Source organism: gamma proteobacterium symbiont of Lampromicra miyakona, assembly GCF_059730895.1.
Map to the genome: position 1 here is coordinate 806,322 of NZ_AP035932.1, position 11,679 is coordinate 818,000.

Genomic DNA, 11,679 nt, shown 5'->3' on the forward strand with positions numbered 1-11,679 from the left:
GCGCCGACACGGCGGCGCGAAACCGCGCGGCCGCGTCCGGGCTGATTTAATGCGTCTCGAACCAGTCCTGCAGGATAATCACCGCGGACTGCGAATCGATATGGCCTTTTTGCAGCGCGCGATAGCCGCCGCGTTCGAACAGGTCGGCACGCGCTTCAACGGTGCTCAGGCGCTCATCCTGCAGCTCCACACGCACGCCGAAGCGGCCGTGCAGCCGGTTAGCAAACTTACGCGCGCGCGCCGTCAGCGGCTGTTCGCTGCCGTCCATGTTGAGTGGCAGGCCAACCACCACGTAATCCGGCTGCCACTCTTTCAGCAGCTTACCAATGAGTTCCCAGTCCGGCGTGCCGTCCTGCGCTTTCAGCGCGGTGAGCGGGCGCGCAGTGCCGGTCAGCTGTTGCCCGATGGCAACGCCGATGCTTTTGGTACCGAAGTCGAAACCGAGCAGCGTTTCACTGGCCATCAGGCGTGCCCTGCATCGCTGGTCATGTTATGGATGTCCACACCCATGCTGCGCGCGGCTTCACGCCAGCGTTCGGCAATCGGCGTCTGGAAGAGGATCTGCGTATTGGCCGGCGTGGTCAGCCAGGCATTCTCCAGCAGCTCATTTTCCAGCTGATCCTTCTCCCATGCGCAATAACCCAGCGCTACCAGCACGTTCTCTGGCTGTTCACGCGTGCCGATCGCTTCCAGCACATCGCGTGAAGTGGTGATCACGGTATTGTCAGAAATGCGAATACTGGAGGAGAACACGCGCTGGGCCGAGTGCAGAATAAAGCCACGATCTTCCGCCAGCGGACCACCGGCAAACACCGGTTTGTCCAGTTTGATGGCAGGATCGCGTTCTGATGGGCTGATCTTAAGTTTTTTCAGGATGCCTTCGACCGTCAGGTTGTCCATCGGCTTGTTAACGATCAAACCCATGGCACCCTCTTCGTTATGCTCGCAGATATACACCACCGAGCGTTTGAAGAAAGGGTCCTGCAGCGACGGCATCGCAATCAAGAAATGGTGCTGTAAATTCATTCTCACTCGTTTACCAAAAATAGCCGGTGCTGAACGGCTGCACCGGCTTTGGGTGGTTCACGGAGCTCTCACTCCTGCGGCATCCTCAGCCCAAACGTTTTTCAATCGCGTCCATCAGCATGCCGGTGATGGAGACCGGGAACGCCGCCTCGATTTCGCGGATGCAGGTTGGGCTGGTGACGTTAACTTCTGTCAGTTTATCACCGATAATATCGAGGCCGACAAAAATCAGCCCTTTGGCTTTCAATGTCGGACCTACGCGGCGGGCAATTTCCCAGTCGCTGTCGCTCAGCGGACGGGCTTCGCCGCGGCCACCGGCGGCGAGGTTGCCACGGGTTTCGCCGCCCTGCGGAATGCGTGCCAGGCAGTATGGCACCGGTTCACCATCGACCACCAGCACGCGTTTATCACCGTCTTTGATCGCCGGCAGATAATTTTGCGCCATGCAGAAGAACTGACCGTGGTTGGTCAGCGTTTCAGTGATCACGCCGAAGTTGGCATCATCTTTTTTGATGCGGAAAATCGACGCGCCGCCCATGCCGTCGAGCGGCTTGAAGATCACATCGCCATGCTCCTGCCAGAACGCGCGCAGCTGCTCTTTGTTGCGCGTCACCAGCGTGTCTGGCGTCAGGTCGGCAAACCAGGCGGTGTAGAGTTTTTCGTTGCAGTCACGCAGGCTCTGCGGTTTGTTAACGATCAGCGTGCCTTGCTCTTCCGCGCGCTCCAGCAGATAGGTTGCGTAGATAAACTCGGTATCAAACGGCGGGTCTTTACGCATCAGCACCACGTTAAGATCGGCCAGCGGGATAGTCTGCTCGCTGCCAAACGTGTACCACTGATCGTAGTTCTGCTCGACGCTCAGCAGCCGGGTGCGCGCGTAAGTCACGCCACCGCGCAGCGACAGATCGCCCATCTCCATGTAGTGAATTTCATAACCGCGGCGCTGTGCTTCCAGCAACATGGCGAAGCTGGAGTCTTTTTTAATGTTGATGGACGAAATCGGGTCCATAACGATGCCAAGCTTAATCATTATTCTCTCCTCAAAGGGGAATTCAGCCACCCCGTTCCGTGCGAAAGCGTTGTGCTGGTCAGTTATCTGCGTGTGTCTTCGGGCTGAAAGTATCCCTTAACCGAGGTCACCAAACCTCACCTGAAGTGCCGTGATGGCGGTGAGCGCCGTGGTTTCGGTGCGCAAAACGCGCGGACCGAGCAGGATATCGGTAAAGCCGTGCTGCGCCGTCATGGCAATTTCCTCTGCCGACAGGCCGCCTTCCGGGCCAATCAGCAGCCGTACGCGCTCAACCGGCTGCGGCAGCGTATTGATGCTGTGACTGGCGCGCGGATGCAGATTGAGCTTCAGGCCGTCATCCGCTTCGGCGCACCAGGCTTCGAGCGTCATCGCGGCGCGGATTTCCGGCACGCGATTACGACCGCACTGCTCGCAGGCGGCGATGGCAATTTTCTGCCACTGCTGAATCTTTTTCGCCAGGCGTTCGGCATCCAGCTTTACGCCACAGCGTTCAGAAAACAAGGGCGTAATCACATTCACGCCCAGTTCGATCGATTTCTGGATAGTGAATTCCATTTTTTCACCGCGCGACATCACCTGACCGAGGTGTAAGTGCAGCGGGGATTCGCGATCGTCAGGCTGGCTGGCAAGGACCTTTACTTTTACACGCTTTTTGTCGGCCTGGGTGATTTCGGCGCTAAAAGTCAGATTACTGCCATCAAACAGCTCGATCTGCTGTCCGGCGCTCATGCGCAGCACGCGGCCGACGTGGTTGGCGGCATCCTCATCAAGCAGAACTTCACTGTTAACGGTTAGAGCTTCGGGGTGATAAATGCGGGGTATGCGCATGCGGTTCCTGCCGGCGTTATGCCGCATCGCGCGATGCGGCCCAATCGAAAAAAGCTAGTGTAGGGTAGCGCTTTCAGCGCTGGCAAGCCTGCTGTACCCAGGAATTGTGATTTCCCTGCACTGCGGCGATGCGCTGGTCGCGTTCGCACTCCCACGGCGTGACCGGATACTGCTTGTTCCACGCGGTGAACAGCTGGGTTTGCTGGCGTGACAGGCGCAGATGATACTGGTCGCGCATATAGAAGTAGGTGCGGGCGATGGCGCCGCGCGCGCGCTCGGGAGGCTCGGCGCGCTTCTGCTTAAAATCGATCTTCATGCTGCACTGACCGTACTGCTGCTCGCCACCGTTCCACTGGCTGTACTGGAAGTTGTTGCGGTCACCGTTCACTTCACCGATGGCTGGCTGCAGGTTGTGCAGATCGCTTTCGATGCGGCGGTAATCTGCGTCTTTGCTGCAGTTTTTGCGTCCGCCGTTTTGCCAGCACTGACGCTGATGACCAAACTCCCACGCCGGCATGACGTGTTCCCACTCGATGCGTTCCGCGCGGTTGGCGTTCTTGCGCACGCTATAGCCGCAGCTGCTCAGATCCGGCACGCCTTTTTTACCGTGCCAGCTGATTTTGCAGCCGCAGTAAAAATCCGCTGGCGCATCCGCGTTGATCTTTGCCGCGACCACTTTCGCCTGCTGAAAATTGTTCTGGTTGTAATGGGTGAGACTGAGGCTGTACGCGCTGAGCGGCGCGACCAGCAGAGAGAGTAATAACAGCGTTTTGCGAGACATATTCCAAAAAGTAACCTGGTACCGAAAAAGGGCGGCAGGGTAACAGAATGGTCGGGCGCGGGGAATGAGAATCGCGGACTAATCCGCTGCGTATTCACCGGGTTGCAGCAGGGTACCGCAATGCACGCAGCGATATTCGCTCTCACCACGCAACACGCGGTTGTGGCGGCGTACCGTCAGCTGATGTTGCTGGCAGCGACAGCGATAGGGGAAGGTATTGCTGCGCACCGAAGTGATGGCGAACTGGTGGGTGCGGCGGGCGGGCACGCCCAGCACGTCCTCCATCATCCACTTCCACTCTTTGCCGTGCGGCGGTACGCGGCCGAAGGTTTTCCACACCAGCAGATGCGCCAGCTCATGCGGCACCACTTCATCAATAAAAGCCTGCTGGTTTTCCAGCAGCAGCACCGGGTTGAGGCGAATTTGCCACTGCTCCAGCCACGCGGTGCCTGCGGCCGTGCCGCGCTGCTGATAAACCAGCGTAGGCTCTTCGAAATGACGTTCGAGTTTTTGCTGAGCCAGCTGCAAAAAATGGCGCAGCGAGCGCATGACGGCTTGTTGCAGGGCGATGGGCAGACGTGGCGTTTTCATGTGCGGCAGCATAAGGCGTTGCAGCAAGTGACGCAACTGCATGCGCACAGGCGGCAGATAAAAAAAGGGCCGCCCTGCGGCAGCCCCGGTTAACGCATCTGGCCTTACTGCTGGCCGATGTCGCGCAGTTTTTTGCCCGACATCAGGTTGCGCTCGATGTGCTCCAGCGAGACGTTTTTGGTCTCCGGAATCAGCGCGACTGTCAGCAGAATAAAGAACACGTTCAGCGCGGCGTAGACCCAGAAAGTCGGCGCGTTGCCCAGCGAGTTCAGCATGGTCAGGAAGGTGGCACCAACGATCATGTTGGCAATCCAGTTGGTCGCGGTAGAGACGGTGATACCAAAATCACGCCCTTTCAGCGGCTGAATTTCAGAACACAGTACCCAAATCAGCGGACCGGCTGACATCGCGAAGCCAACAATGAACATCAGCAGCATGGCGATGGCAAAGTACTGCTCACCGGCAGAGTTAATGCCAATGTGCAGCATGGTACCGAGGATACCCATACCGGCTGCCATCACCAGGAAGCCCAGCACCAGCGTTGGTTTACGGCCCCAGCGATCCACCAGACCGATAGCAATAAAGGTGGCCAGCACGTTCACCAGACCTACGATCACGGTGCCCCACATTTGCTGCGTGGTATTGGCGAAGCCGGCGATTTCGAAGATTTTCGGTGCGTAGTACATGATGACGTTCATGCCGGTGAACTGCTGCATCACCTGCAACAGCACGCCGAGGAACACCGCGCGGCGGAAGTTGCTGTTGCTCTGGAACAGCTGCCAGCCGGACTGTTTGATCTTCAGGCTTTCGCGGATCTCATCCAGCTCGCGTTTCGCCTGCTCGCTGGTGTCACGCAGGCGGTCCAGCACGCGCTGTGCATCGCGGAAGTCACCTTTCGCCGCCAGCCAGCGCGGGCTGTTTGGCAGGAACACCACGCCAACCAGCAGCAGCACCGCCGGAATAGTGATGATGCCCAGCATCCAGCGCCAGTCGCCCGAGGCACTGAACGCGGTGTCAGACAGGTAAGCGCCGAGAATACCGATGGTGATCATCAGCTGATACAGGGAAATCATACTGCCGCGGATCTTCTCCGGTGCGATTTCCGAGAGATACAGCGGGGCGGTATAAGAGGCAACGCCGACGGCAAGGCCGAGCACCACGCGTGCGGCAATCAGCATTTCCGGGTTTGGCGCCATCGCCGACCACAGTGAACCGATAACGAACAGGATGGCACCGGCCATCAGGCTCTTTTTACGGCCGAGACGCGAAGACATCCAGCCGCTGCCCACGGCACCAACCGCAGCACCGAACATCATTGAGCTGACGATCCACTCCTGCTGATGTGCGGTAACGTTGAAATCTTTCGCGATGAAGGGCAGGGCACCGGCGATAACGCCGATATCCAGACCGAACAGCAGGCCCGCCAGAGCGGCCAGAAAGCAGACAAACAGGGTCATCGCCTTGTTTGAGGTTCTGCTTTTGTGAGTATTACCAGGCATATTGCCTCCGAAGTTTATCCATCTTTGTTTTTATCAATGTTAAGTAAGCTGCCTGCGGGAAAAAGTGAGTGCGATCACATCGATGTAATCGGTTACACACGCTGAAACCCTGTAATCCAGCATTTTTTGCCCGAATCAGTCACATAACCAGTAAGGTATAGCACCCTTTAAGTTTCTGACATCACTATAAATATTGGCTATCAGATGACGCTGAAAATAACGCATTTTCATCACCGTTACTACGCTGAAAAATCTCTAAATTGAAGATATTAAAAGGATTTCAAAATGTAATCGTTAACACTTTGTTGTAAGCGCAGTGCTAACAGTGTAGACAGCGCTGAAAAATGCGCCTGCGGTGGTATAGACAAAAAGTGTGATGGTGCAGAGGCGGGATAGGGGAAGCGGTCAGGGACGAAAGCGTGGAAATTTCGCCAGTAAAAAAGCCCGCTTGCGCGGGCTCGATTTTACCTTCTCCGCTAAGAGAAGATCGGGGTGAGAGCCGTTGCCCGCACCCGCGGAGATTACAGGCCTGCGGCCTCGCGCAGCTGGGCGGCTTTGTCGGTCTGTTCCCACGGGAAGTGTTCACGACCAAAGTGACCGTAGGCAGCGGTTTCTTTGTAGATTGGCTTCAGCAGATTCATCATCTGAATCAGACCGTATGGACGCAGGTCGAAGAACTCACGCACCAGCAGCGTCAGCTGTTCGGTTGAAACTTTCTCAGTACCGAAGGTTTCCACCATAATTGAGGTCGGTTCTGCCACACCAATCGCGTAAGAAACCTGGATTTCGCAGCGATCGGCCAGGCCAGCGGCAACGATGTTTTTTGCCACGTAGCGTGCAGCGTAAGCCGCTGAACGGTCAACCTTCGATGGATCTTTACCGGAGAACGCGCCGCCGCCGTGACGAGCCATGCCGCCGTAGGTATCGACGATGATTTTACGACCGGTCAGGCCGCAGTCGCCCATCGGGCCGCCGATCACGAAACGACCGGTTGGGTTGATGTGGTATTTGGTGCTGGCGTTGATCCACTCGGTCGGCAGTACCGGCTTGATGATCTCTTCCATCACCGCTTCACGCAGATCGGCCTGAGAAATCTCTTCTGAATGCTGAGTTGACAGCACTACCGCATCGATACCGACAATCCTGCCGCCGTCGTACTGGAAGGTAATCTGGCTTTTGGCATCAGGGCGCAGCCATGGCAGCGTGCCGTTTTTACGCACTTCAGCCTGACGCTGCACCAGACGGTGCGCGTAGGTCACCGGTGCCGGCATCAGCACGTCGGTTTCATTGGTGGCGTAACCAAACATCAGGCCCTGGTCGCCCGCGCCCTGTTCCAGCGGATCGGTACGGTCTACGCCCTGGTTGATGTCCGGCGACTGTTTACCAATCGCGCTCAGCACCGCACAGGAGTTAGCATCAAAGCCCATATCGGAATGAACATAGCCGATTTCACGTACGGTATTACGGGTGATCTCTTCGATATCGACCCAGGCGCTGGTGGTGATCTCACCGCCAACCAGCACCATCCCGGTTTTTACGTAGGTTTCGCAGGCGACGCGTGCTTTGGGATCCTGTTCAAGGATGGCGTCCAGCACGGCATCGGAAATCTGATCGGCGATTTTATCAGGATGTCCTTCTGATACGGACTCGGATGTAAAAAGGTGTTTAGCCATTCTGTTCTTTACCTTGCAAATGGTTTGAATTCGACTGCATAGCGTAAGCGGGATGATGCCAGCTCGACGCCCCTTCAGGCAAAGCCGCAAGCAGTAGGAAGTGTCAGCGTACCAGGCTCACACCGCCTGGATGTTAATCAGTTTAGATGGAAAACCATCTGGACGGCTATTTTAGGTCACTCAGTGCGCGTTTTTCCAGTGCTTTTTCGCCATCCGCATTTATCGCTACAGATCAACTGGAATATTTTCCTGACACCCGCCGCAGCGCGCCGACAAAGATTTTGCATTTTGCCGCGTCAGACTGTATAAAACGCCGCTGTTGTCCCATGGATGACGCCCCCGTGCGTCGCGCTGTCAGAGGCTGTTGCTCTGATTTTCATCCACTCCGTTTCCGCATGCTGTTAGCAGGCGCTGGAGGTGATAAAAACAATGAACCACATTTTCGCTCTCTTCGGTTCACGGCGCCGTTCTGGCGCGCTGGCACGCCTTTCCATTTCCAGTTCTGCTCTTTTCTCTCGTCGAAGTTTTCTGCGCTGCGGTAATTATCCCGACACGAGCGCCGGCTAAGCTATTCCCCCAGTTTCTCTGCTGTGTTTCACTCGCCTGTGGTGAGGTGATGCGGGACGATTTTGCCCCGTTGTTCACCGCTTCCGGCACGGTGTTTTACACTTAACCTCAGTAAGGCGCACGGTAACCTGCTGAGGCAAGATAAGCAGAATGAGGAAATTTCCATCCGGCGCAGTAGCAGCAAAATCCGGCAACTTTTTCATATTTCAACGGAAAATTGAGGTTCGTGATGTCTGACGACATGAAGAATATCAAGGGTTCGTCAGCTGGCGAACAGGGTGTACTCCGCTCGATGCAGGAGGTGGCGATGAACGATCAGGACGCAAGCAGAATGCTGCGCACCTACAACATTGCCTGGTGGGGAAACAACTATTACGACGTCAACGAACTCGGCCACATCAGCGTCTGCCCGGATCCGGATCAGCCGGAAGTGCGCGTTGACCTGGCGAAGCTGGTTAAAGAGCGCGAGGCCGACGGCCAGCGCCTGCCTGCGCTGTTCTGCTTCCCGCAAATTCTGCAGCACCGTCTGCGTTCGATTAATGCCGCCTTTAAACGCGCGCGTGAATCCTACGGCTATAAGGGCGACTACTTCCTGGTTTACCCGATCAAAGTTAACCAGCATAAGCGCGTGATTGAATCACTGGTCAACTCCGGCGAGCCGCTGGGGCTGGAGGCGGGTTCCAAAGCTGAGCTGATGGCGGTGCTGGCGCACGCCGGGAAAACCCGCTCGGTGATTGTGTGTAACGGCTACAAAGACCGCGAATATATCCGTCTGGCGCTGATTGGTGAAAAGCTCGGCCATAAAGTCTATCTGGTGATTGAGAAGATGACCGAAGTGCGCCTGGTGCTGGAAGAAGCCGAGCGGCTGAACGTGGTGCCGCGTCTCGGCATTCGCGCCCGTCTGGCATCGCAGGGTTCCGGCAAGTGGCAGTCGAGCGGCGGCGAGAAATCCAAATTTGGTCTGGCGGCATCGCAGGTGCTGCAGCTGGTCGATATCATGCGCAAAGCGGGTCGTCTCGACAGCCTGCAGCTGCTGCATTTCCACCTCGGCTCGCAGATGTCCAATATTCGCGATATCGCCACCGGCGTGCGTGAATCGGCGCGCTTCTATGTTGAGCTGGCGAAGCTGGGCGTCAACATCAAGTGCTTTGACGTCGGCGGCGGGCTTGGGGTTGACTACGAAGGCACGCGTTCGCAGTCAGACTGCTCAGTCAACTACGGCCTGAACGAATACGCCAATAACGTGATCTGGGCCATCGGCGACGCCTGTGAAGAGCACGGTCTGGAGCATCCGACCGTGATTACGGAATCGGGGCGTGCGGTGACTGCGCACCATACCGTGCTGGTCTCCAACATCATCGGCGTTGAGCGCAATGAATTCAGTACGCCGGTCGCACCGGATGCCGACTCACCGCGCCCGATTCAGAGCCTGTGGGATACCTGGCAGGAGATGCACGAGCCAAGCGTACGCCGTTCGCTGCGTGAATGGCTGCATGACAGCCAGATGGACCTGTTCGACATCCATACCGGCTATTCGTCAGGCACCTACGATCTCGGTCAGCGCGCCTGGGCAGAGCAGCTGTATCTCAGCATCTGCCACTATATTCAGCAGCACCTTGACCCGAGCAACCGCGCCCATCGGCCGATCATCGATGAACTGCAGGAGCGTATGGCGGACAAGATTTACGTCAACTTCTCGCTGTTCCAGTCGATGCCGGATGCGTGGGGCATCGATCAGCTGTTCCCGGTGCTGCCGCTGGAAGGGCTGAACAAAACTCCGCAGCGTCGTGCGGTACTGCTGGATATCACCTGTGATTCCGATGGCACCATCGATCACTATGTTGACGGCGACGGTATTGCCACCACCATGCCAATGCCGGAGTACGATGTGGATAATCCACCGATGCTGGGCTTCTTCATGGTCGGGGCGTATCAGGAAATCCTCGGCAATATGCATAACCTGTTTGGCGATACCGAAGCGGTTGACGTCTTCGCCTTCCCGGATGGCAGCGTAGAAGTGCAGCTGTCTGATGAAGGGGATACCGTGGCGGATATGCTGCAATACGTGCAGCTCAACCCTAACGATCTGATGACGTTATTCCGCGATCAGGTAAAACAGCAGCAGGATATTGACGAAGAGCTGCGGGCGCAGTTCCTTGAAGAGTTTGAGAGTGGACTTTACGGCTACACCTATCTCGAAGACGAGTAAGTGTATTTCCCGCAACGGGCTCCGGCTGGAGCCCGTTATTATCACCTTCCCTGACAATCCTTCCCGCCATTTATTCAATTCGTGATCGCTATCACTCTGAAATTATCCCGGCCGAAACAGCAAATTCAAACCGTTTATTAACAAAAGCTATCTGCTTAATTCAGCAGCGAAAGCGCATCGGCAGCGAAAAAAACGTTTTTTAAATCTGGGGCTTAGTGTTGCACCTGCCCGCAAATGACCAATCTTTCTTTTATGAGTTTCTGGCTATCTATAATAAAAATTTAAGCATAAGGCGTTTGGTGAGCGCTGTGCGGGCTGTCGGTTTTTTGACGCTTTCTGGAATCCCGCTTTAAGCAGTGCAATATCCCATCTTAAGCACAAAGCCAGAATTTATACCAACGCTGTATAATTTATTGCTTATTAATCAATTGAGTGTTGATTTTATTTTTTGTCAAGGCCGATAAGCAAAAATCCAGATTCTAAGAATTATCTGATCTTTATGTGAAGCATACAGTGAAAATGTAGCTTTATTGATTGGTTTAAACGATTAAAGTTCACGCTGTTGTTCACTGAAATCTATTTTTCAAAATGTAAGTTGTAAGTTAATCTTCAGTTAAGGTGTTAAGTTTTATCGATGTTTCCCTTACGAATCACATGAGAAAAGCTGACGGTTTAACGCGCTATCAGCCAGTGTAAGGATCGTAAAATGCGCTGCAAATCCGACTACATTCTGATGCTGGAGCCGGTTCACGCTATTTCCGGTGAAGTGGTGGCATGGGAATTGTTGACGCGTTTCGCAGATGATGCAGATACCAATAATAAGCGTAACCCTGACAGGGATGCAGGGTTCTTCAGTCGGCTTTCTGCTGACGAAAAATGGCAGTTATTCCTCCACCAGGTCGAAAAACTTATTCAGCTTTACCATGCGGGGTTTGAGCAGGTCATCAGCGTTAATGTAGACAGAGATATTGTTTCAGGCATTTTTAAAGATGCTGAAATACAAAGAAAACTGGCCGCGCTGACGCGATTACGGCTGGAAATCTCTGCCTTCTTCACCGCACGTTTTAATAGTGCCGACCTGCTGATCCTGAAAGGCGTAGCCAAAATCACGCCGGCCCCGTTATGGCTCGATGACTTTGGTCCGGGTTATTCCAACCTGACCATGCTCGATAGCGGAATATTCAACATCGTCAAGATTGATAAAAAATTTTTTTGGCAATTTGGCGAAGATCGCACTTTCGACATTCTGCTCGACCACCTCAATCAATTATGTCGCGGCGTGATTATTGAGGGCGTTGAACATCAACGTCAGGTTGATTTGCTGTCGCAAAAATCAATTTACGGCATGCAAGGCTACCACTGGAAGAGCGTCTATCTCACTGATTTGTTGGCGCAAGTCTGAAAAGAGTTCGGCATAGCTGTTTTTTCGGGCGGGCGGCAAATAACGACTCAGCGCGTTTTCACTGTGCCTCTGG

At 55.0% G+C, this 11,679-nt stretch carries 11 protein-coding genes; 3 read left to right on the plus strand and 8 right to left on the minus strand.

Annotated features, from left to right (window positions below):
* Positions 1-46: 46 nt before the first annotated feature.
* The 8 genes from ruvX to metK all read right to left on the minus strand — a co-directional run bounded on the left by ruvX (position 47) and on the right by metK (position 7,428).
* The gene (ruvX, locus tag AC6I8P_RS03760; RefSeq protein ID WP_058757113.1) at positions 47-463 is read right to left on the minus strand and encodes a Holliday junction resolvase RuvX; all 417 of its coding nucleotides are present in this window, start codon (positions 461-463) and stop codon (positions 47-49) included.
* Positions 463-1,026 (minus strand): YqgE/AlgH family protein, encoded by a 564-nt coding sequence (locus AC6I8P_RS03765; RefSeq protein ID WP_021506630.1) that lies wholly within the window; start codon positions 1,024-1,026, stop codon positions 463-465. The genes ruvX and AC6I8P_RS03765 overlap by 1 nt, the downstream gene beginning before the upstream one ends.
* A gap of 85 nt (positions 1,027-1,111) precedes the next feature.
* A complete protein-coding gene (gene gshB / locus AC6I8P_RS03770) occupies positions 1,112-2,056 on the minus strand; it encodes a glutathione synthase (protein ID WP_021506631.1) in 945 nt (314 codons plus the stop codon).
* 96 nt (positions 2,057-2,152) lie between these two features.
* Positions 2,153-2,884, minus strand: a complete 732-nt coding sequence (rsmE, locus tag AC6I8P_RS03775) for a 16S rRNA (uracil(1498)-N(3))-methyltransferase (RefSeq protein ID WP_021506632.1) — start codon at positions 2,882-2,884, stop codon at positions 2,153-2,155.
* A 73-nt stretch (positions 2,885-2,957) separates the two neighbouring features.
* Positions 2,958-3,665 carry a deoxyribonuclease I gene (endA, locus tag AC6I8P_RS03780; protein ID WP_058757110.1) on the minus strand — a complete coding sequence of 236 codons (708 nt, stop codon included), beginning with the start codon at positions 3,663-3,665 and terminating at the stop codon, positions 2,958-2,960.
* Between the two features lie 78 nt (positions 3,666-3,743).
* Positions 3,744-4,256 (minus strand): SprT family zinc-dependent metalloprotease, encoded by a 513-nt coding sequence (locus AC6I8P_RS03785; protein ID WP_150059340.1) that lies wholly within the window; start codon positions 4,254-4,256, stop codon positions 3,744-3,746.
* 104 nt (positions 4,257-4,360) lie between these two features.
* Entirely contained in the window at positions 4,361-5,755 is a 1,395-nt protein-coding gene (locus AC6I8P_RS03790) for a sugar porter family MFS transporter (RefSeq protein WP_031279461.1), read from the minus strand.
* A gap of 521 nt (positions 5,756-6,276) precedes the next feature.
* Entirely contained in the window at positions 6,277-7,428 is a 1,152-nt protein-coding gene (gene metK, locus AC6I8P_RS03795) for a methionine adenosyltransferase (protein ID WP_498030986.1), read from the minus strand.
* A gap of 146 nt (positions 7,429-7,574) precedes the next feature.
* Between metK and AC6I8P_RS03800 the strand changes: the two genes are divergently transcribed.
* The 3 genes from AC6I8P_RS03800 to AC6I8P_RS03810 all read left to right on the plus strand — a co-directional run bounded on the left by AC6I8P_RS03800 (position 7,575) and on the right by AC6I8P_RS03810 (position 11,606).
* Positions 7,575-7,970 (plus strand): hypothetical protein, encoded by a 396-nt coding sequence (locus tag AC6I8P_RS03800; RefSeq protein WP_498030987.1) that lies wholly within the window; start codon positions 7,575-7,577, stop codon positions 7,968-7,970.
* A 254-nt stretch (positions 7,971-8,224) separates the two neighbouring features.
* Positions 8,225-10,204: a biosynthetic arginine decarboxylase gene (gene speA / locus AC6I8P_RS03805; RefSeq protein WP_071813582.1), complete on the plus strand. Its 1,980-nt coding sequence runs from the start codon at positions 8,225-8,227 to the stop codon at positions 10,202-10,204.
* A gap of 706 nt (positions 10,205-10,910) precedes the next feature.
* Positions 10,911-11,606, plus strand: a complete 696-nt coding sequence (locus tag AC6I8P_RS03810; RefSeq protein ID WP_498030988.1) for an EAL domain-containing protein — start codon at positions 10,911-10,913, stop codon at positions 11,604-11,606.
* Positions 11,607-11,679 lie beyond the last annotated feature (73 nt).

What these genes read in the sequence shown, in the direction of transcription:
- ruvX (WP_058757113.1), bottom strand. Translation starts at nt 463, where the DNA reads ATGGCCAGTGAAACGCTGCTCGGTTTCGACTTCGGTACCAAAAGCATC.
- AC6I8P_RS03765 (WP_021506630.1), bottom strand. Translation starts at nt 1,026, where the DNA reads ATGAATTTACAGCACCATTTCTTGATTGCGATGCCGTCGCTGCAGGAC.
- gshB (WP_021506631.1), bottom strand. Translation starts at nt 2,056, where the DNA reads ATGATTAAGCTTGGCATCGTTATGGACCCGATTTCGTCCATCAACATT.
- rsmE (WP_021506632.1), bottom strand. Translation starts at nt 2,884, where the DNA reads ATGCGCATACCCCGCATTTATCACCCCGAAGCTCTAACCGTTAACAGT.
- endA (WP_058757110.1), bottom strand. Translation starts at nt 3,665, where the DNA reads ATGTCTCGCAAAACGCTGTTATTACTCTCTCTGCTGGTCGCGCCGCTC.
- AC6I8P_RS03785 (WP_150059340.1), bottom strand. Translation starts at nt 4,256, where the DNA reads ATGAAAACGCCACGTCTGCCCATCGCCCTGCAACAAGCCGTCATGCGC.
- AC6I8P_RS03790 (WP_031279461.1), bottom strand. Translation starts at nt 5,755, where the DNA reads ATGCCTGGTAATACTCACAAAAGCAGAACCTCAAACAAGGCGATGACC.
- metK (WP_498030986.1), bottom strand. Translation starts at nt 7,428, where the DNA reads ATGGCTAAACACCTTTTTACATCCGAGTCCGTATCAGAAGGACATCCT.
- AC6I8P_RS03800 (WP_498030987.1), top strand. Translation starts at nt 7,575, where the DNA reads ATGGAAAACCATCTGGACGGCTATTTTAGGTCACTCAGTGCGCGTTTT.
- speA (WP_071813582.1), top strand. Translation starts at nt 8,225, where the DNA reads ATGTCTGACGACATGAAGAATATCAAGGGTTCGTCAGCTGGCGAACAG.
- AC6I8P_RS03810 (WP_498030988.1), top strand. Translation starts at nt 10,911, where the DNA reads ATGCGCTGCAAATCCGACTACATTCTGATGCTGGAGCCGGTTCACGCT.